Annotated in this window: 18 protein-coding genes; 14 read left to right on the forward strand and 4 right to left on the reverse strand. The window is 53.0% G+C overall.

Annotation, left to right across the window (positions count from 1 at the left end):
- Nucleotides 1-142: 142 nt before the first annotated feature.
- The 5 genes from yjfP to rplI all read left to right on the forward strand — a co-directional run bounded on the left by yjfP (nucleotide 143) and on the right by rplI (nucleotide 2,596).
- A complete protein-coding gene (yjfP, locus tag WH277_RS24165; protein WP_133842548.1) occupies nucleotides 143-892 on the forward strand; it encodes an esterase in 750 nt (249 codons plus the stop codon).
- A gap of 262 nt (nucleotides 893-1,154) precedes the next feature.
- Nucleotides 1,155-1,550 carry a 30S ribosomal protein S6 gene (gene rpsF, locus WH277_RS24170; RefSeq protein ID WP_034891402.1) on the forward strand — a complete coding sequence of 132 codons (396 nt, stop codon included), beginning with the start codon at nucleotides 1,155-1,157 and terminating at the stop codon, nucleotides 1,548-1,550.
- A gap of 5 nt (nucleotides 1,551-1,555) precedes the next feature.
- A complete protein-coding gene (gene priB, locus WH277_RS24175; RefSeq protein WP_159336799.1) occupies nucleotides 1,556-1,873 on the forward strand; it encodes a primosomal replication protein N in 318 nt (105 codons plus the stop codon).
- 4 nt (nucleotides 1,874-1,877) lie between these two features.
- Nucleotides 1,878-2,105, forward strand: a complete 228-nt coding sequence (gene rpsR, locus WH277_RS24180) for a 30S ribosomal protein S18 (protein ID WP_062745644.1) — start codon at nucleotides 1,878-1,880, stop codon at nucleotides 2,103-2,105.
- Between the two features lie 38 nt (nucleotides 2,106-2,143).
- Nucleotides 2,144-2,596, forward strand: a complete 453-nt coding sequence (rplI, locus tag WH277_RS24185; protein WP_133842546.1) for a 50S ribosomal protein L9 — start codon at nucleotides 2,144-2,146, stop codon at nucleotides 2,594-2,596.
- Nucleotides 2,597-2,808: 212 nt separating this feature from the next.
- Here the strand turns inward: rplI and WH277_RS24190 are convergent, their stop codons facing one another.
- Nucleotides 2,809-3,465, reverse strand: a complete 657-nt coding sequence (locus WH277_RS24190) for an OapA family protein (RefSeq protein WP_445235342.1) — start codon at nucleotides 3,463-3,465, stop codon at nucleotides 2,809-2,811.
- Nucleotides 3,466-3,691: 226 nt separating this feature from the next.
- On the opposite strand from WH277_RS24190, the gene fklB reads away from it, so the two are divergent.
- Complete coding sequence (gene fklB, locus WH277_RS24195; RefSeq protein ID WP_133842544.1) at nucleotides 3,692-4,312, forward strand: FKBP-type peptidyl-prolyl cis-trans isomerase; 621 nt, start codon at nucleotides 3,692-3,694, stop codon at nucleotides 4,310-4,312.
- Nucleotides 4,313-4,359: 47 nt separating this feature from the next.
- Here the strand turns inward: fklB and WH277_RS24200 are convergent, their stop codons facing one another.
- The gene (locus tag WH277_RS24200; RefSeq protein WP_339507247.1) at nucleotides 4,360-6,294 is read right to left on the reverse strand and encodes a bifunctional 2',3'-cyclic-nucleotide 2'-phosphodiesterase/3'-nucleotidase; all 1,935 of its coding nucleotides are present in this window, start codon (nucleotides 6,292-6,294) and stop codon (nucleotides 4,360-4,362) included.
- 340 nt (nucleotides 6,295-6,634) lie between these two features.
- On the opposite strand from WH277_RS24200, the gene cysQ reads away from it, so the two are divergent.
- The gene (cysQ, locus tag WH277_RS24205; RefSeq protein ID WP_159336802.1) at nucleotides 6,635-7,381 is read left to right on the forward strand and encodes a 3'(2'),5'-bisphosphate nucleotidase CysQ; all 747 of its coding nucleotides are present in this window, start codon (nucleotides 6,635-6,637) and stop codon (nucleotides 7,379-7,381) included.
- Between the two features lie 73 nt (nucleotides 7,382-7,454).
- Here cysQ and WH277_RS24210 read toward each other — a convergent pair whose 3' ends face one another.
- On the reverse strand, nucleotides 7,455-8,012 hold the full coding sequence (locus WH277_RS24210; RefSeq protein WP_171149282.1) for a YtfJ family protein: 558 nt from the start codon (nucleotides 8,010-8,012) through the stop codon (nucleotides 7,455-7,457).
- 316 nt (nucleotides 8,013-8,328) lie between these two features.
- Between WH277_RS24210 and WH277_RS24215 the strand changes: the two genes are divergently transcribed.
- Complete coding sequence (locus WH277_RS24215; RefSeq protein WP_133842540.1) at nucleotides 8,329-8,535, forward strand: DUF1107 domain-containing protein; 207 nt, start codon at nucleotides 8,329-8,331, stop codon at nucleotides 8,533-8,535.
- Between the two features lie 45 nt (nucleotides 8,536-8,580).
- Here WH277_RS24215 and WH277_RS24220 read toward each other — a convergent pair whose 3' ends face one another.
- A complete protein-coding gene (locus WH277_RS24220) occupies nucleotides 8,581-9,912 on the reverse strand; it encodes a hemolysin family protein (RefSeq protein WP_133842539.1) in 1,332 nt (443 codons plus the stop codon).
- Between the two features lie 569 nt (nucleotides 9,913-10,481).
- On the opposite strand from WH277_RS24220, the gene tamA reads away from it, so the two are divergent.
- From tamA to WH277_RS24250, 6 genes are all read left to right on the forward strand, one after another.
- The gene (gene tamA / locus WH277_RS24225; protein ID WP_171149281.1) at nucleotides 10,482-12,197 is read left to right on the forward strand and encodes an autotransporter assembly complex protein TamA; all 1,716 of its coding nucleotides are present in this window, start codon (nucleotides 10,482-10,484) and stop codon (nucleotides 12,195-12,197) included.
- Nucleotides 12,194-15,967: an autotransporter assembly complex protein TamB gene (gene tamB, locus WH277_RS24230; protein ID WP_133842537.1), complete on the forward strand. Its 3,774-nt coding sequence runs from the start codon at nucleotides 12,194-12,196 to the stop codon at nucleotides 15,965-15,967. The genes tamA and tamB overlap by 4 nt, the downstream gene beginning before the upstream one ends.
- Nucleotides 15,968-15,969: 2 nt before the next feature.
- Nucleotides 15,970-16,314 carry a gamma-glutamylcyclotransferase family protein gene (locus WH277_RS24235; RefSeq protein ID WP_133842536.1) on the forward strand — a complete coding sequence of 115 codons (345 nt, stop codon included), beginning with the start codon at nucleotides 15,970-15,972 and terminating at the stop codon, nucleotides 16,312-16,314.
- Nucleotides 16,315-16,909: 595 nt separating this feature from the next.
- Nucleotides 16,910-17,596, forward strand: coding sequence for a DUF1120 domain-containing protein (locus WH277_RS24240; RefSeq protein ID WP_133842535.1), 687 nt, complete (start codon nucleotides 16,910-16,912; stop codon nucleotides 17,594-17,596).
- A gap of 88 nt (nucleotides 17,597-17,684) precedes the next feature.
- Entirely contained in the window at nucleotides 17,685-18,386 is a 702-nt protein-coding gene (locus WH277_RS24245; RefSeq protein ID WP_159336807.1) for a fimbria/pilus chaperone family protein, read from the forward strand.
- 3 nt (nucleotides 18,387-18,389) lie between these two features.
- A complete protein-coding gene (locus WH277_RS24250; RefSeq protein WP_339507251.1) occupies nucleotides 18,390-20,876 on the forward strand; it encodes a fimbria/pilus outer membrane usher protein in 2,487 nt (828 codons plus the stop codon).
- The last annotated feature ends 29 nt before the right edge of the window (nucleotides 20,877-20,905 follow it).

The following is a 20,905-nucleotide window of genomic DNA, read 5'->3' on the forward strand; positions in this document are numbered from 1 at the left end:
ATTTACCCTATAAACTCAGTGGGAATTCGGCGTAGTTTATTGTGAGATATATCACATTAGTGCTCTTTTACTGTTAATCCCTAAAGCGGCGCTATGTTCCTGAAAAAAGAGCGTGCCGTGATGAATTTGACAAGGAGATGTAATGATTGAAGTCAACACAGAAATTTTCGCCAATATCGAATGTTTACATGCCTGTCCGGCAGGAAAAATGCACGAACCGCTCCCCACGGTGCTGTTCTATCATGGCTACACCTCGTCAAAAGAGGTCTATTCCTACTTTGCTGTAGCGCTGGCGCAGGCGGGTTTCCGTGCCATTCTGCCCGATGCGGATATGCACGGGGCGCGTTACAACGGTGACGATGAGCGACGAGTGACTCACTTCTGGGAGATCCTGCGCAGCAATATTGACGAATTACCGGGTATTGAACGAGCGCTGCGTGAACAGAAACTCGTGGATGGCGCACGGCTGGCGGTCGCCGGAGCGTCGATGGGCGGGATGACCGTGCTGGGCGCACTGGCTCGCTACCCACAGCTGCGCAGCGCGGCCTGTATGATGGGATCAGGCTATTTCAGCCAACTGGCACAGACACTGTTTCCGCCGTTTGTTGCGCGTAGCCCGGATGAGCGCAAAACACTGGCTGAACGACTGGCGCCGCTGGCGGAATATGAGGTCAGCCATCAGCTCGATAAACTGGCTAACCGGCCTCTGCTGGTGTGGCACGGCGAGGCGGATGATGTGGTTCCCGCCGCTGAAAGCGTCAGGCTGGAGAAAGCGCTGCGTGAAAGTGGGCAAAATGCGAACCTGACCTTCCTGACGGAAAAAGGTATTGGGCACCGTATCACACCGCCTGCGCTGAGCGCCATGACGGCATTTTTTAAACATCATTTGTAATTTTTGGGGATGCGCGAAGAAAAAGACCGCCCCCAACCGTAGGGCGGGGCCTTCTTTTCTGGTTCCCCCGAAATACCCTGCTGAACACCAATCTTTACCTTGTGTTATCCCCTCCCCGCAAGTATGATTACGCGTCAATTTTTCAGCCGCATTCTCAGGTTGTGACCCGGCACTATTTGGTCACGGCTTATAACGTTCCTTGCTTCCATGGGCCGCGGTTGACCCCGACAGGAGGCTGAATAATCCGTAAGGAGCAAATTCGATGCGTCATTACGAAATCGTATTTATGGTTCACCCTGACCAAAGCGAACAGGTTCCTGGCATGATCGAGCGTTACTCTGCAACCATCACTGGTGCAGAAGGTACGATCCACCGCCTGGAAGACTGGGGCCGTCGTCAGCTGGCTTACCCGATCAACAAACTGCACAAAGCCCACTACGTTCTGCTGAACGTTGAAGCTCCGCAGGAAGCGATCGATGAGCTGGAAACTAACTTCCGCTTCAACGACGCCGTTATCCGCAGCATGGTTATGCGCGTTAAGCACGCGGTAACTGAAGCATCTCCGATGGTTAAAGCGAAAGATGAGCGTCGTGATCGTCGCGAAGATTTTGCTAATGAAACCTCTGATGATGCAGATGCTGGGGATTCTGAAGAGTAATTTCCGTGACGGCTAACCGACTGACGCTGTCTGGCACTGTGTGCAAGACGCCAATGCGAAAAGTCAGCCCGTCAGGAATTCCACACTGCCAGTTCGTGCTTGAGCATCGTTCAGAGCAGGTGGAAGCCGGTTTTAACCGGCAAGCCTGGTGCCGTATGCCGGTGATTATCAGCGGCAAAGCCCATCAGGCGATTACTCAAAGTATAACGGTCGGCACGCAGCTAACTGTTCAGGGTTTTATTTGCAGCCATCAAGGGCGCAACGGCCTGAACAAACTCGTACTGCATGCCGAGCAGATTGAATTGATAGATTCTGGAGACTAGCCAAATGGCACGTTATTTCCGTCGTCGCAAGTTCTGCCGTTTCACAGCGGAAGGCGTTCAAGAGATCGATTATAAAGATATCGCAACGCTGAAAAATTATGTCACTGAAAGCGGTAAGATCGTACCGAGCCGTATCACCGGTACTCGCGCAAAATACCAGCGTCAGCTGGCTCGTGCTATCAAGCGCGCGCGTTACCTGTCCCTGCTGCCGTACACTGATCGTCATCAGTAACGGCAACTGTCCATTAACGACTTTAAGAGGATAAGGTAATGCAAGTTATTCTGCTTGATAAAGTAGCAAACCTGGGCAGCCTGGGTGATCAGGTTAACGTTAAAGCGGGCTACGCTCGTAACTTCCTGGTACCACAGGGCAAAGCTGTTCCTGCTACTAAGAAAAACGTTGAATTCTTCGAAGTACGCCGTGCAGAACTGGAAGCCAAACTGGCTGACGTTCTGTCTGCAGCTAATGCACGTGCTGAAAAAATCAATGCACTGGGCACCGTTACCATCGCGTCTAAAGCAGGCGACGAAGGTAAACTGTTCGGTTCCATCGGTACCCGTGACATCGCTGACGCAGTAACTGCGGCTGGCGTTGAAGTGGCTAAGAGCGAAGTTCGTCTGCCGAACGGCGTTCTGCGTACTACCGGTGAGCACGAAGTGGACTTCCAGGTTCACAGCGAAGTCTTCGCTAAACTGACTGTAAACATCGTTGCTGAAGCTTAATCGGCCTTAGTATCGCATGAAAGAACGCCGCCCCTCGGGGCGGCGTTTTTTTTTGTATGGCCTGAAATTTGGCTATTTTATTTGCCATTTTTGGCCCGGGCAGTGCTCACAATCCTCACGTACTGCGTGTACGCTCCGGTTGTTACGCGCTGTCCGTGCCAAAACGGGCTGCAACAATAACGCCAAATTCACAGGTAATCTTCATCATTAAATCAGTTTGCTTTTAAGAACGTCCCGTCGGGTTGTCGGGTAAACAGTATCTCGCCATTCGCCCCTTCCAGCGTTAATCCCGTCACTATCGCCTGCGCATTCTGGCGGATTTTCACCGTCTGCCCCGCATGTAAGGTGCTGAGGGGTTTGTCATTGCCTTCTACCTGCGCCATCGCAAACACATCATTGACGGGCAGATTATTGTCGCGGAACAACTGCGCCAGCGTCTGACCGGGAGCAATAGTGTATTCACCCCAGGTTCCCTGATCATCCTGCTGCGGCGTAGCAGGCGTGGGAGGTGGCGCATCCGTGATTTCAGCCTGTAAAGGCACCTCGGTGGCGGACGAGCCACTCTGCATCGGCGTCACGGCTCGGTGTGGCGACGGTGCGGGCCACAGGAAGGCCAGCAGGATCACCAGTACAGCGGCAATAATCCCGCGCCGATGATGCGGTGGCAGCGGGTCCATCCAGCGGATCTGGTCTGGCAGCTGCCAGAGACGGTTGAACCATAATGGTAAGCGTGATGTGAGCGATGCATTAGGCATGGCCTCTTCCTCCTGACGCGAACCTCGCGCTATCGGTAAGCTTTTCATCAGCCATTGCTTAACTCTGGCAACAAAAAGCGGCTTTTTCCTTCGCCTGCGGGCAATCTGGCCCATTTAAACCTCTGAATACATGTGCTGAACCGAAACCCTTCATGCTCAGGATATCAATCCTGGGTAAGCGTAAAGTATAGGCCCAAGAGCCACAGTGGTGCTGAATTGTGATAGGCGGTATTGTTTCTGTTTCCCGGGGAAAAGTCACCAGTGGAAGATGGGATTTTACGCCTGTTGTCTGCGCTGTTATGCTTCGTCTTCGGTTTTATCAATGATGAAAGGAAAATCCATGACAACCCCTTCTTTTGACAGCGTTGAAGCGCAAGCAAGTTACGGTATCGGTTTACAGGTCGGTCAACAGTTGCAGGAATCTGGTTTGCAGGGTCTGCTGCCGGAAGCACTGCTGGCAGGTCTGCGCGATGCGCTGGAAGGGAATGCCCCGTCCGTTCCTGTTGATGTGGTTCACCGTGCCCTGCGTGAAGTTCACGAGCGCGCTGAAGCGGTCCGTCAGGAGCGTCAGAAGGCCATGGCAGTTGAAGGTCAGAAGTTCCTGGAAGATAACGCGCAGCGTGAAGGCGTCAGCAGCACCGAGACCGGTTTACAGTTCAGCGTTCTGACTCAGGGCGAGGGCGCAATCCCATCCCGTCAGGACCGTGTACGCGTACACTACACCGGTAAACTGATCGACGGCAGCGTGTTCGACAGCTCCGTACAGCGTGGCGAACCGGCTGAGTTCCCGGTAAGTGGCGTGATCCCTGGCTGGATCGAAGCACTGACTCTGATGCCAGTGGGTTCCAAATGGGAACTGGTGATCCCTCACAACCTCGCTTACGGCGAGCGCGGAGCGGGTGCATCCATCCCACCATTTAGCACCCTGGTGTTTGAAGTGGAACTGCTGGAAATTCTGTAAGTCCTGCGGCACGCCCGTCACTGACATGCGTCGGGCGTGCCTCGTTGTTACGGTTTTAACTGATACACCGCAAAACCAATCTCATCCGTTCCCACCTGCGTCATCGGATATTGCCCATGGCTGCGAATAAACGCAGCGGCTTTTTCTCCCGGTGCCGTTTCAAACCGAATATCCAGCGGCGTGCTGCTGTGAATCGGTGCCAGTCGCCAGTTATTATCAGCCTGGGGTTTCACTTCTCCCTGTTCCTTTGTTTGCGCACCAATATAGGCCGCCAGCACCGCCCGGTTCTCATCCGGCGAAGCGAAAGCAATCTGTTTATCCCCGGTTCCGGCAAATTTCCCGCCATAAGCACGATAGTTATTGGTGGCGATCAGGAAGGTTGCCTTCGGGTCGATCGGTTTACCGTTAAACGTCAGATGGCGAATGCGTGAGGCCTGGTTATTGATCAAGCCGCACTCAGCGTCATAGCGTGCAGGCTGCGTAACGTCAATCTGGTAGTCCACCCCATCAATCACATCAAAGTTATAGGTGCGGAAATCCCAGTTGATCAGTGACTGCGGTTTGCTGCTATGAACATCAATCTGATTGAACTGCCCGGCAGAGCACTCCAGCCACTGTTTCACCTGTTCCCCGGTCGCCTTCACCACCACCAGCGTATTCGGATAGAGGTAGAGATCGGCGGCATTACGGAACGTAAGCTGCCCCTTATCCACCTCGACATAGCTGGCCGGATCGTTTTTACGGCCACCGGCTTTAAACGGCGCAGCGGCGGCCAGTACCGGCAGATGCGCAAGGTCAGGGTCACCCTGAATAAAGTGTTCGGTATAGGCGCGCTGGGCGTTATTGACGATCTGGACGGTCGGATCGTCTTGTACCAGCGACAAATAGCTGGCCATTACATCCGCTGATTTGCCGATGGGCTGGCTGACAAATTCCCGTGTGGCAGCATGATCGGCCGCCAGCACGCTGACCAGCGCCGGATCTTCGGGTGCCAGAGACTGCTTCGCGACTTTGTCATAAACCGGACGCGCTTCAGCACGTGCGCTGCTCACCTGCCAGCGGCCAGCGTCATTGTTCAGTACCAGATCGACCACGCCCAGGTGATCGCCCCACATGCCAGGCATCACGGCTGGAATACCGTTCAGCGTTCCCCGGGAGATGTCTGCACCTTTGATATTGGCAAAGTCAGCACTGGGGAACACGGCGTGCGCGTGACCAAACATAATGGCATCAATGCCCGGCACCTGGCTTAAGTAGTAAACCGAGTTTTCAGCCAGTGCGTGATAAGGTTCGCTGGAGAGCCCGGAGTGAGGGATCGCAACAACAATATCCGCTCCCTCCTTGCGCATTTGCGGCACCCATTTCTTCGCCGTTGCTGTGATATCGTCAACGGTCACTTTGCCCGTCAGATTGGTTTTATCCCAGGTCATAATCTGCGGTGGCACAAAGCCGATATAGCCGACCTTCAGGGTATGCGTTTTGCCGTCACGGTCGCGGACATCAACGGATTTAATCAGATAAGGGGTAAACAGCGGCTTCCCGCTTTTGACGTCGATGACATTAGCATTGATATAAGGGAAGCGTGCGCCGTGAATGGCCTTTTTCAGGTAATCGAGGCCGTAGTTAAACTCATGATTCCCCAGATTTCCGACGCTGTAATCGAGGGTATTCATCGCTTTATACACCGGATGGACATCGCCGTCCTTCAGACCTTTGGCTGCGATATAGTCCCCCAGCGGACTGCCTTGAATCACATCGCCGTTATCGACCAGTACGCTATTGGTCACCTGCTGGCGTGCGCTGGCAATCAGTGAGGCGGTACGGACCAGACCGTATTTTTCAGTAGGCTGATCTTTGTAATAATCGAAATCCATCATATTACTGTGCAGGTCGGTTGTTTCCAGGAGGCGAAAATCAACTGTGGCGGCCGTCAGCGAATGGCTGACAAGCAAGGCGGTCAGCGTGAGGCAAGTCTTGAACATGTCTTTTCCCTTTATGTTCCGGATTAAACTTTCGTAACCCTCTCAGAATAGTGTGAAATTGTGTCGTGTCACGACAGGAAATTGTGATGACGATCGCGGATTTAGCCCTCCGGAGGGCGTGTGGCGCAGTACAGCCCCTGACGCGGGGCAATCTGGTCGAAAATGGCAGGAAAGCGTGTTCCCTCACAGCAGGTACGTTATGCTGTTGAAAACAAATGGCTAACCCAGTGCGTTACCCACGGTATAACGGCTCACAGAGTGAACTGCTATCCTCAATAGAGGGGCGTTAAGGTTTACACAGCGGTGGCCGTGATAACGCCAGGCAATCAGGAGGTGGACAGTGTTAGAACAAATTTGCCAGATGGCGCGTGAAGCAGGCGATGCCATTATGCGGGTCTATGATGGCGAGGCCCCGCTGGATGTGGCGCATAAATCGGATGACTCTCCGGTGACGGCGGCCGATATTGCCGCACACAAAGTGATCGTTGCCGGGCTGGCGGCGCTGACGCCGGATATCCCCGTACTGTCAGAAGAAGATCCGGCAGGTTGGGATGTGCGTCAGCACTGGCAGCAATACTGGCTGGTTGACCCTCTTGATGGCACCAAAGAATTTATCAAACGTAACGGCGAGTTCACCGTTAACATCGCCCTGATCCAGCAGGGTAAACCGGTGCTGGGCGTGGTGTATGCGCCAGTGTTAAAGGTGATGTACTCCGCGGAGCAGGGCAAAGCCTGGAAGGAAGAGGGTGACCATAAGGTGCAGATTCATGTGCAGGATGCGCGTCCGCCGCTGGTGGTCATCAGCCGCTCTCATGCTAAATCTGATGACGAGTTGAAAGAGTATCTGGCACAAATGGGTGAGCACCAGACCACGGCAATTGGGTCATCGTTAAAATTCTGCCTGGTGGCGGAAGGGCAGGCGCAACTCTATCCACGCTTTGGACCAACAAATATTTGGGACACGGGCGCAGGTCACGCCGTCGCGCTGGCAGCAGGTGCTCATGTGACGGACTGGCAGGGGAAAACGCTGGATTACACCCCGCGTGAATCCTTCTTAAATCCGGGCTTCCGGGTATCGATCTATTGATTCACGGGATGCTGAAAGAAAGGCCGATCGGAAAAAAGGTCGGCCCCTTTAGAGGCTTTCGAATGTCACGGCGCTAATGTAACAACTCTCTTAACAGCCCTATCACCGTTTTTACTTCATCCTGGGTCAGCGCACCTTCTTTAACAAAGCGTACCCGCGCATCTTTATCCAGCACCACAATGGCTGACCCCCCGCCCGCCAGTTGCCAGGCCTGATGGACTGCGCCATTGCTGTCGACGATAAACTGTGACCAGGGGAACTGCTGTTTATTGCTTTCAATGCTGCTGCGCACAAACATCCCGGTGCCGGGGATCGCATCGTCAGTATTCACAATGGTGGTGGTCTGGTAGTGGTCATGCGGGAATTTGGCGGCCTTAATCGCTTCTATCAGCGCGGCATTTTGTTCTTTTGCTGAAGATCGCCCGGCAATATGTTGGATCACCCGCACTTTTCCGGCCAGTTGTGCGCTGTTCCAGTTTTTGTAGCTAAACTTCTCTTCTTTGAACAGCAACTCGCCTTTATCTGCAACGCCCACTGCAGCTACGCGCTCGCCGACATGAAGGTTGTGCGCCGCCGTGGTGAAAGGCATTAGCAGGCAAAGCAGCGCAGTGAAAATACGGATTCCTGTCATAGTCGCTCCTGTGAATGTAGTGGTCTGATCAGTAAGTCATCCTACTGAAATAATATGCGTGGATGATGCTGCTGTCGCATCGGGATAACATCTTTGCAACACACCGCACAAATCCCTGCGAATTGAAGGTTTATACTGTGTGTGTACGGTCAGGTAACAGAGAGTTCTGTCATGATGTGTAAACACAGTAAAAAAATTCAATTTTAGGAACATTGGAAGCAAACGATGTTCTATAGTACAGGCACTTTGCGTTTCACAGGTTCGTGCCGAGATTGGTAACGACGAGGCGTAGTTACTCTTCAGGAGTTGAACAAGAATGAAGATCTTCCAGCGATATAACCCACTACAGGTCGCTAAATACGTAAAAACGCTGTTCCGTGGGCGGCTGTATATCAAAGATGTCGGCGCGTTTGAGTTTGATAAAGGCAAGATCCTTATCCCGCGCGTCAAAGATAAGCAGCATTACAGCGTGATGTCGGAAGTTAACCGACAGGTCCTCAGATTACAGACCGAATTTAACTGACAAAAAAAGGCGCTGAAAGCGCCTTTTTTTGTGTCTTGCCACCGCTTACGAAACGAGTTCTTCCGGATCTTTCGGCAGTACGGGTGCTGTCGGTCGCGCATCAATACGCGTCACCAGCAGCTGGTCAATGCGGTAACTGTCGATATCCACCACTTCAAACTTAAAGCCATGGAACTTCACGAAGTCGGTGCGTTTTGGGATCTTACGCAGCATAAACATCATAAAGCCACCGATAGTCTCGTAATTACCTGACTGCGGGAATTCGTCGATATGCAACACGCGCATAACGTCATCAATAGGCGTACCGCCCTCAACCAGCCATGAGTTCTCATCACGCGCGACAATCTGCTCTTCCATTCCCTGACCGACCAGATCGCCCATCAACGTCGTCATCACGTCGTTAAGGGTGATAATGCCCACCACCAGCGCATACTCGTTCATGATCACTGCGAAGTCTTCCCCGGCGGCTTTAAAGCTCTCCAGCGCTTCTGACAGCGTCAGCGTATCCGGCACGATCAGTGCCGAACGGATTTGCAGGCCGCTGTTCAACGTCATGCTCTGATTACCCAGTACGCGCAGCAACAGCTCTTTCGAGTCAACATAGCCGACGATATGGTCAATATCTTCATTACAGACCAGGAACTTCGAGTGCGGATGGCGGGCAATCTTTTCTTTCAGGCTGCTTTCATCTTCGTGCAGGTCGAACCACACCACGTTCTCACGAGATGTCATTGAAGAGGGCACGGTACGCGATTCCAGCTCAAAGACGTTTTCAATCAACTCATGCTCTTGCTTACGCAGCACCCCGGCCAGCGCACCGGCTTCGACTACCGCATAGATATCGTCAGAGGTGATGTCGTCTTTACGCACCAGCGGGATTTTGAACAGGCGGAAAAGGATGTTAGCCCCACCGTTAAAGAACCACACCAGCGGGCGGAACAGGAACAGACAGAAGCGCATCGGGTTGATGATTTTGAGCGCCATGGTTTCCGGCGCGATCATGCCCAGACGCTTGGGGAACAGATCGGCAAACAGGATAAACAGGCTGGTGACCAGCGTGAAAGAACAGACAAAGCTGATGCTCTCAGCCATTTCCGGCGTTGTCACACGTTCGAACAGCGTTCGGAAGGCCGGGGAAAACGCGGAATCACCGACAATACCCCCGAGGATCGCCACGGCATTCAGGCCAATCTGCACCACAGTAAAGAACATGCCAGGCGTTTCCTGCATCTTCAGTACGCGTTGTGCGTTGATATTGCCTTCGTCGGCCAGTAGCTTCAGTTTAATTTTGCGGGCAGCCGCCAGCGAGATTTCTGAAAGAGAGAAAAACGAGCTGATCGCAATCAGCAGCATGATGACAAGAAAGCTGTCTAACATAAAACATCCATTAGTTGGCTCGTCTCTGTGGGCAATCTGGAACACAATCGCGCAGACAAAGAAGGCCGGGTTAATCACTTGTCATTTTTGGCCTGGGCAGCGCGCAGTCAGTTTATCCTGCGATCATCACATCAGGGAGTGCAGCGATTCAGGGCTATCCGTGCCAAAAATGTCTGCGGTTCGGCTGGTGCCGGAGCAGAAGGGTAATCAGGCCGCGGAGCAGTCTGTGGGGAGATTATAGCTGTGGCATCGAGCGCTTACAATTGCGGCAACGATGTTCTGAGTGAGCAGGTATCCCGGAGCAGGAAATGGGTTGAGACTTGTCTGATACTGATACCACGTTACACTCCTTTTACGGCTAATCGCGATCTGTGTTGTAACGTAGCGTGACGTTGCACAAAATTTGCCTTAGGTTCGGGTTGATCGCGCGTAAATAATAAGTAAGGTGATGCGCATGCATTACCTTTGAACTGAACCATTCGCGAACTATTTTTACCAGAGTAAGCCCAGTGGATTGCGGGCTGGCAATAAAAACGGGAGTAAGCGTGCCACGAATTCATGTGTATTGCATGTCTTGTCTGCTGATCGTCGCGCCTGTTACTCAGGCTGCGAATGTTCGTTTGCAGGTCACAGGGTTATCCGGGGAATTACAGAAGAACGTCAGGGCGCGTTTGTCCACTATTACTAATGACGAAGTCACCTCTGACGGTCGCTTTCGTGCACGCGTCAGCGATGCGGTAAAAGAGGGGCTGAAGGCGCTGGGGTACTACGAACCGCAGATCGATTTCGAACTGCAGCCACCGCCTGCTGGCGGAAAACGGCAGGTGTTACTGGCGAAAGTTACGCCAGGTGAACCGGTGAAGATTGCCGGAGAAACGGTGATCCTGCGTGGCGGTGCCCGAACGGATGAAGACTACCAAAAGCTGGTGCGGGACGGTAAACCCAAACTGGGCACCGTGCTTAATCACAGTGACTACGATAAGTTTAAAAGCTCCCTGAGCAACATGGCGCTGCGTAAAGGCTACTTTGACGGTGATTACCGCAAAAGCCAGCTGGGCGTCTCCGTTGAACGGCGTGAGGCATTCTGGGATCTCGATTATGACAGTGGCCAGCGTTACCGCTTTGGCGAGGTCAGCTTCGAAGGTTCGCAGATCCGCGACGACTACCTGCAAAACCTCGTGCCATTTAAAAAGGGCGATTACTACAATTCGCGTGATTTAGCCGAACTTAACCGACGTTTGTCCGCAACCGGATGGTTTAACTCGGTTGTCGTTGCTCCTGAATTTGACAAAGGACGCGAGAGCAAGATGCTGCCGCTGCATGGCGTCGTTTCGCCGCGCACCGAGAACACCATTGAAACCGGCGTTGGTTACTCGACGGACGTCGGCCCGCGCGTCAAAGCAACATGGAAAAAGCCCTGGGTAAATGATCGGGGGCACAGTTTCAGCACCAGCGCGAACATCTCTGCGCCGGAGCAGCAGTTAGATTTCAGCTATAAAATGCCATTGCGTAAAAGCCCGCTGGAGCAGTATTACCTGTTGCAGGGCGGTCTGAAACGCACCGATCTTAACGATACCAAAGCAGACTCCACTACGCTCGCAGCCTCACGCTACTGGGACAGTTCCAGCGGCTGGCAGCGTGCCGTCAACCTGCGCTGGAGTCTCGACCACTTTACCCAGGGCAGCGTGACCAACACCACGATGCTGATTTACCCGGGCGTCAGCGTTAACCGTACCCGATCACGGGGTGGTCTGATGCCGACCTGGGGTGATTCACAGCGTTACTCGCTGGATGTCTCTGATACCACCTGGGGATCGGATATCGACTTCGCCGTGATTCAGGCTCAGAACGTCTGGATCCGCACATTGCAGGATAAACACCGCTTTGTCGTGCGTGGCAATCTTGGCTGGATTGAAACCAATGATTTCGAAAAAGTCCCGCCGGACCTGCGCTTCTTCGCCGGGGGTGACCGCAGTATTCGTGGCTACAAATACAAAGGCATCTCCCCACGTGATGATGAAGGCAAGCTGACCGGGGCATCAAAACTTGCCACCGGTTCGCTGGAGTACCAGTACAACGTCACGGGTAAATGGTGGGGGGCGGTGTTTGTTGATTCGGGTGAAGCGGTTAACGACATCAAGCAGAGTAATTTCAAAACCGGTGCGGGTTTTGGCGTGCGCTGGCAGTCGCCGGTCGGGCCGATCAAAGTGGACATTGCCCGCCCGATTGGTGATCAAAACGATCGGGATATTCAGTTTTACATTGGGTTGGGGCCTGAACTATGAAGTGGTGGAAAAAGGGCCTGATTGGCATTCTGATTTTTATTGTGCTGCTGTTTGGCGGCGTTGCCTTCTTACTCGGCACCACCACTGGCCTGCATCTGGTGCTGAACGGTGCCGCGCGCTGGGTGCCGGGGCTGGATATCCAGCAGGTGAAAGGCGGCTGGCGTGATTTGACCCTGAGCGGCGTGAAGTATGAGATGCCGGGCGTAACGGTCAATGCCGGTGAGTTTCATCTGGCTCTGCGCCTGGGCTGCCTGAAACAGAGCGCGCTCTGCGTTAACGATCTCTCTCTGAAGGACGTTAGCGTGGTGGTGGACAGCAAAAAGATGCCCCCTCCGGCGAATCCGCCAGTAGAAGAAGAGAGCAGCGCGGGGGATATCAGCACGCCGTACCCGCTCACACTCAGCAGGCTGGCCCTGCATAACATCAACCTTAAAATCGACGACACCGCCATTTCGCTGGCAGATTTCACCAGCGGGCTGCACTGGCAGGGCCGTGCAATGACGCTGACTCCGACCCATATTCAGGGACTGTTGATTGCGCTGCCGAAAGCTGTGAACGTCGCCAATGAACAGGTTGTACAACCGAAAGTTCAGCAACCTGCCGTCAATGAAGCGCCGCTGGGTGAAACGCTGAAAGCGATGTTTGATAAACCTTTGCTGCCTGACCTGCCCGCGTTTACGTTGCCGCTGGATGTGGACGTGCAGGAAGTGCTCGGTGAGCAGCTGCGCATCACGGGCGATACCGATATTGCGGTAGAGCGACTGCTACTGAAAGCGAAAACCGAAAATAACCAGCTACAGCTGCTGGCGCTGGATGTCGACTCGCCGCAGGGCCAGCTGAATGCCCAGGGCCAGGCGACATTGAGCGGTAACTGGCCGGTCAACTTCACCCTCTACAGCCAGCTTAACGTCGATCCGATCAAAGGTGAGAAGATCAAAATGACGCTGGGTGGGGGCCTGCGCGATACGCTGACTCTGGGGCTGAATCTCTCCGGGCCGGTTCGCGCGCAACTGGATGCCGATACACAACTTGCCGAAGCGGGTTTACCGCTCAATATGACGCTGCACAGTCCGCAACTGCGCTGGCCGCTGGATGGACAGGCGCAGTATCAGGCCGATAATTTCAACTTCAGCTTTAAAGGCAAAGCCACTGACTACGTGATGTCCCTGAAAGCGGCACTCCAGGGGCAGGGCATTCCACCTGCCACACTGACGCTGAATGGCAAAGGGAACGTCGAGCAGTTCTCGCTGGACAAGCTGCGACTGGCTGCCTTGCAGGGGAATACCGACCTGACAGCACTGGTGGACTGGAGTAAAGCCATCAGCTGGCGCAGTGAGCTGACGCTATCCGGGATTAATACGGCAAAACAGTATCCGGACTGGCCCGCGAAGCTGGACGGTAAAATCACCACGCGGGGCAGCCTGTACGGCGGTAGCTGGCAGATGCGTGTGCCGGAGCTGAAGCTCAAGGGTAACGTACGTAATAACGCGGTCAGTGCTGACGGAACACTGTACGGCAACAGTTACAGCCAGTGGGATATTCCCGGTATTAAGCTGGTGCTGGGACGTAACAACGTCAATCTGAAAGGGTCGCTGGGCGATAAACTGAACCTGGATGCCGACATTGATGCGCAGCATCTGGATAATGCCCTGCCGGGCCTTGGCGGGGTTGCCAAAGGGACAATCCGTGCCCGTGGAGACCTGACAACGCCACAGCTGCTGGCCGACCTGACCGCCACCGGGCTGCGCTGGCAGGCGATGCGCATTGGCCGTATCAAACTGGAAGGGGACGTCAGTTCAGGTGAACAGATTCAGGGCAAACTGAAACTGCGTGTTGAACAACTGAAGCAGGACGCGCTGGCGGTGAATCTGCTGACGCTGGATGCCAGCGGCACGGAAAAACAGCATCAGCTTAAGCTGAACGTGCAGGGCGAACCGGTTTCCGGCCAGTTAGCGCTCAGCGGTAGCTTCGACCGAGCTGAACAACGCTGGAAGGGGAACCTGAATAACACCCGCTTTGACACCCCGGTGGGGGAATGGCGCTTAACGCGCGCCATCGCGCTGGATTACCTCAATGCGAAACAGACCGTCAGTATCGGCGCACACTGCTGGCAGAATCCTAATGCCGAGTTGTGCGTACCCACGACGATTGAAGCCGGGCCATCAGGCCATGCGCGCGTAGTGCTCAATCGTTTTAATCTGGCTATGATCAAGCCCTTTATGCCTGAAGCTACGCAGCTTACCGGGCTGTTCAGCGGCGATGCCGATGTCGCCTGGACTGCAGATGGCGCGCTGCCAACGGGACGCGTATCCCTGAAAGGGAATGGCGTGAAAGTGGAGCAGGATGTACAGGGCAATACGCTACCCGTCGCCTTCAGTACGCTGAACCTGAATGCGGCACTGAAAAATGGTCGTGCTCAGCTCGACTGGCTGATCCGCATTGCGAATAATGGTCAACTGGATGGCAATGTACAAATTGCCGATCCCGAGGGGCGGCGCACCCTGTCCGGTAACGTCAATATCACCAGCCTGTCGCTGGCGATGCTGAACCCGGCACTGATGAAGGGGGAGAAAATTACCGGGGTGCTGAACAGTAACCTGCGCCTGGGCGGTAATCTGCAAAAACCGCAGGTCTTTGGCCAGCTGGGACTGCGAGGCGTTGACGTGGAAGGCAGCTTTATGCCGGTTGACCTCACCACCGCTAACCTGACAATGGCCTTCAATGGCATGAGTTCGACGCTCCAGGGCGTGATTCAGACTTCCCAGGGGCAAATCGCTCTTAACGGTGATGCCGACTGGAATCAACTTGATGCCTGGCGTGCACGCATTGCGGCGAAGGGTGATAAAGTGCGTGTGACGGTGCCGCCGATGGTGCGGATGGACGTGTCACCGGACCTGGTGTTTGAAGCCACGCCGGACCTGTTCAATCTGGATGGTCGCGTGGATATTCCCTGGGCACGCATCACCGTGCAGGAAGTGCCAGAAAGTGCCGTGGGCGTCTCCTCCGATGAAGTGCTGTTGGATAAAGATCTGAAACCTGTTGCGCCGAAAACCAGCGGCATTCCGATCAACAGTAATCTTATCATCCACGTTGGCAACGATGTGCGCCTGAGCGCCTTTGGTTTGAAAGCGAAACTGAACGGCGATCTGAAACTGGCGCAGGATAAACGGGGTCTGGGACTGAATGGTCAGATCAATATTCCATCGGGCCGCTTCCATGCCTACGGTCAGGATCTGATCGTCCGTAAAGGTGAGCTGCAATTCTCCGGCCCACCGGACCAGCCGTATGTGAATATTGAAGCGATTCGTAATCCGGAAGCCACCGAAGATGATGTGACGGCCGGGGTGCGTGTGACCGGGCTGGCAGACGAGCCTAAGGTGGAAATCTTCTCTGACCCGGCGAAATCACAGCAGGAAGCACTCTCTTATCTGCTGCGTGGCCAGGGATTAGGGGCGACCGGCAGCGACAGTGATGCATTAACTTCAGCCCTGGTAGGATTGGGGGTTGCACAAAGTGGTCAGGTTGTGGGTAAAATTGGCGAGACTTTTGGTGTCAGTAACCTGGCGCTGGATACTGCAGGGGTTGGCGACAGCCAGCAAGTGCAGGTCAGCGGCTATGTGCTGCCGGGTCTACAGGTAAAATACGGTGTTGGCATATTTGATTCACTGGCGACGTTAACGCTGCGTTACCGCCTGATGCCCAAACTCTATTTGGAAGCCGTGTCTGGTATTGATCAGGCACTGGATGTGCTCTATCAGTTTGAGTTCTAGCAATGCGAATAATTGTCTATGGTAGCCTGCGGCGTAAGCAAGGTAACAGTCACTGGATGACGAACGGGCAGTGGCTGGGCGATCATCAGATCGACGGCTACGCACTTTACAATCTTGGTCATTACCCGGGAGTCGTGGCGGGTGAAGGGCAGGTCTATTGTGAGGTTTACCGGATTGATGCATCAACACTGGGCGAACTGGATGCGCTCAGAACCAAAGGCGGTGAATACAAGCGCGAGCTGTTAAAAACCCCTTACGGTAGTGCCTGGCTGTACGTTTATCAGCGTGCCGTCACGGGCAAAAAGCGTATCACCAGCGGTGACTGGCTGCTGCGAGATGCAGAGTAGTTGCCGATTTTTCGATGATTCACACTATACAAGCCGCCTTCTTTGAAGGCGGCTTTGTTTTTTTGAACCATAATGTTGTTAAATCCTCACTGTTAACCTTTATCTTATGTCATGCTTACATTATTCTATTATGCGTTCACTTATTAGAGATAATAAGCGTGTATTTTCTAAGTAATATCTTATTTAATCCTCATTGAAATTATTCTCTTTTACAGGGATTAGGTGTCTTTGTGGTTTTAATTCCTGAATTTAGGTGCTCATATGGAGTAATATTTTGTTTGGTCGTTTTTCGTAGTTATATTATTGTCATTTCTGATTTTTTGTTTATTATCCACCCCCTGGTTGTTGTTTTATTTCTTCCTTTAATCGTTATCATATTGCGTTATTATGAGAACTAATTGACGTATTTAAGTGATGGTAATGATTTAATGTGCCATTTTTAATGTCTTTCCATTGTCATTTATCGGAAAAGGAACATCCAACGAATGAGCGTGGCGAAAAGAGAGTTTTTGCCATTGTTTGTAAAGAAGGTTATGTCTGCCCATATCGGGCTGAGTAATGACCGAAACCCATAGTATATAAAGGATTATCTAATATGAAAAAGATGACCACTCTTGCTGTATTGATTGTTGGTGCCATTGCTTCAGGGCAGGCGCTGGCGGGCGGAAGTGCAACGCTTGACGTTAAAGCGACCATCGTGCCTGGTGCTTGTAATGTCGTACTTCCTTCCGCTTCACTGGACTGGGATAATATTGACCCGGCCTCGCTGCACCATGAGCTGTTCACTGAGTTACCGGCGAAGCAGCTGACGCTGAATGTAAATTGCCCGGCAAAAATGATGTTCGCCGTCAAAGCCATTGATAATGCAACGAAGGGTGTTGCACCTTTAGGTCCCGATCCATCACTGAGCGACAGCTATTTTGACTTTACGTCGACCGCTGAGAAAAATGCTCCTGTCGGTGGCTATAGCATTAAAGCATTGACCGCGGGCAGTACCTCTGATCAAACCAAAGCAACGGCATTAGTCACCTTCAAAAATGGCAAGTGGAATGAAAAGCCTGCCAATGCAGATTACGCATACTTCCCTTCTTCCGCTCTCGGTAATGATGCTGCGCTGGATATTAGCACCAGTGATAGCAAGACTAAATATCTTCGTGATAGCGCAATGAATAAATCATTCTCATTAGAAATTCGTCCATGGATTGCCCCGGTCTCTGAACCTGCGTGGGGAAATGACGTTGACCTGAAAGGCAGCGCCACGTTTGAAGTTGTTTATATTTAACTGAAGTTGCCACCGGCAGGACTGTTCACTGTTACAAGCCAGAGTCAGTCATGCCGGTGGCTTTTTATAGAATTCATGGATGAATGCTATGTTGATCAAACTTTTTCGGCTATGCCTGTCAATATTTTCATTAGTGGTTATCTTTCCTTCCTGCGCGGTGATGCAGCCTAAAACGTCATTGGTGTTAATTCAGGAGGGGGCGGGTGGCGGCAGTATTAACGTCACCAATACCGATGATAAGGACGCATTGTTGTACGTTAAGGTCATTGATCTGCCTGATGATAAATTTCCCCAGTTGATTGTGACGCAACCTGTAATGCGCGTGGCGGCAGGCCAGACTCAGCGAGTCCGTTTTGTCTTAACCAGCGATCGTCCGCTCACCACCGAACATATAAAGCGTGTGACATTTGAAGGTATTCCTCTCACCACCGGGGAGAGTAATAGTGTCAACATCAGCGTACGGCAGAATCTGCCCGTGATTATTCATCCTGACGGGTTGGCGAAAAATAACGCGCCCTGGAAAAATTTACAGTGGCGGGTCAAACAGGAAAAGCTAACGATACATAATCCAGGTGCCTGGGTGGTCAGATTAGCGCCCAGCTTCCTCCTGATGCCTGTCAATACAAAAGTGGCGCTGGACAAGAGCTACATCCTACCGGGGGAAACCCTCTCCGTGGCGTTTTCTGATAAACAAGCGCTGGCAAAAGCCACCAACGTCCGCATTGATACCGTTTCACAGTATGGGTATGAGGTTGGCAATGTCGAGCTTCCCATCAGCCACGGGGATTAACCTGTGTCGTGTTCTTACCGCTTTACCTCAAACAAATTATGCCACTGCGCGCTGCTCACGGCGGGTGCCCTGACACCGACTTACCTTTGCGCGCAGGAAAAAAATGAACATCCTCAGCAGCAGCAAAAAGTTCAGCGCTCCTCCGACTCTCCCGCCGTTCCGGTTCTCCATGAATCTGTTACTGAAAGGATCCTCAAAGCCAGGGGCATTGACCCGGCTTTACTGACACTTCTCGACAACTCATCACGATTTCCCGCCGGGCCCTCGCTGGTGGATATCAGCGTTAACGGTGAGTTTCGTGGCGCCTTCGATGTCGTGTTTAACCCGAAGGGGGGATTGTGCTTTACCCCTGAGTTGCTTAATCAGCTGGGGTTAAAGCTGCCCAACAGTGACCCTTTGCCTGATACGGACTGTTTTGACTGGGTACAGCAGGATCCTGCTATCAACATTCGTTTTGATACACAAAATCTTTCCGCCAGCATTGTGGTGCCGGAAGCTGTGTTGCAGCCGCAGTACAAAGAGATTACGGGTGAGTCCGGGGGAATGGGAGCACTGCTGAACTATAACTATTTCAGCTCGGTGAACCGGAATGCCGGCACACTGAATCGCTATAGCTTTCTGACGCTGGAAGATGGTTTCAATATCTCTAACTGGATGGTACGCAGCTGGCAGCAGTTTAGTCAGCAGGATGGAAAGCTCAGTTCTGATATGAACTCACTGTATGCAGAACGGACCTTTGAACGCTGGCAGAAGCGCTTCCAGATCGGGCAAATTGGTGTCAGTAATACGCTGTTCGAGCTGGGTGATATTAATGGCATCCAGATCATCCCGGATGAGGGATTCCAGCAGGAGGGTGAAACTCAGGGAGTTGTTGAAGGTATTGCTAACACACCTCAGGCGCGGGTAGAAGTGCGCCAGTACGGTATGCTGATCTACAACACACTGGTGCCTGCCGGGCCATTTCGCTTAGATCGTATTCCGCTAAAAAACCTTAATAGCGACCTGGACATTACCGTGCTGGAAACCAACGGTCAGCGACAGCAGTTTACCGTCCCTGCTAACCAAATGAGGGGGGTAAACCCTCGTGGTATGCAGGGCTTTTCTCTCGCCACGGGCACGCTTCGCTCTATTGGCGGGGGCGGGTCGGGGGCGCCACGCTTACTCACTATGAATCAGAACTGGCGACCGCTGGGGCGCTTACTGGCACAGACTGGCCTGCTGATGTCGGACAAATATCAAGCCGTCGCGTTGTCGGTGGGGCAACAGGTGGCACAGGGGTTGCAGCTTGCTGCGCAAATGACGGCGGCCAATGACCGCTATCACGGAGCACGGAGTGCGCGGCTGTCGCTGTCGGCAGATTACCTGATTACTGAAGCCTTTTCGATCGGTGGTAGCGTCAGTAAAAGCACGCCCTCGTACGCCTCACTCAATCAGGCCAGTATGCCGACCCAGGATTATTACGATAAAGATAATACGCAGTACACGCTTTCAGCCAGCTGGGCGACGCCGAGGTTCGGCACTTTTTCCGTTAGTCACGCGGAAAGCACCAGCTTTGGCAAAGCCATGTCGACGACGCGTTACAATATGATGAGCTGGGGCACCAACATTAAAAAGATGCTACTGACGGTGAGTTTTTCCCACAGCACGGGCATATATCAAAGCAATAAACAGTTGTCGGTTAACGCCAGCCTTCCTTTAGGCAAGCAATACGTCAACAGCTATTACCGTAGCTCAAGAAAGCGTAGCCAGTTAGGCAGCGAGATCAGCGGTCCTGTTAACCGTGACGTGGGTTACAACCTGTCAACAGAGCGGGATTTGAAACAGCATAACCAGTCAGTGCAAGGGGGGCTCAGTGCCAACCTGCATTACACCAATCTTTCTGCATCGGCAGGGCACAGCGGCAATCATTCCAGCAATTACTCCGTAAGCGGTAGCGGTGGCATCGCCATGGTGGGTAAAAATATCCTGTTCTCCCCCCTCCCTGTCGGACAGACCTTTGGCATGATCGCTATGAATGAAAGGCTGGCAAACGTGGCGATCAGCACGCCCGGGGGCACCACCTGGACGGACTGGCGGGGTCTGGCGCTGGTGCCTCAGCTTCCGGCGTGGCGGCCCGGAAACCTTGATCTGAATACGGAAACATTGCCGAAAAAATCGGATGTTAATAACGGGCACCACACCGTCACACTTGCGCGGGGAAGCGTGAAGCGCATTAACTACACAGTGTTGACCAGTCGGCGTGTACTGCTGGATCTTACCCTGAGCGATGGTACCCCGTTGCCGCGTGGCAGTAAGGTGATGGACCACCAGGGTGAGATGTTGACCATAGCCATCGACAATGGGCTGGTCTACCTGAATAACTCACCCGAGAAAGCCACACTGCTGATTGATGTGGCAGGGCGCGATAAGCGCTGCAGCTTCACCTATCAGCTGGACGATCAGCCAGAGGATGGCGGTCCCTATCAGAAAATGAGCGGTGTCTGCATTTAGCTTGTGACCTGTGTCTTAAAAAGGAATTG

Source organism: Erwinia sp. MYb416 (assembly GCF_037479575.1).
Lineage (GTDB): Bacteria > Pseudomonadota > Gammaproteobacteria > Enterobacterales > Enterobacteriaceae > Erwinia > Erwinia rhapontici.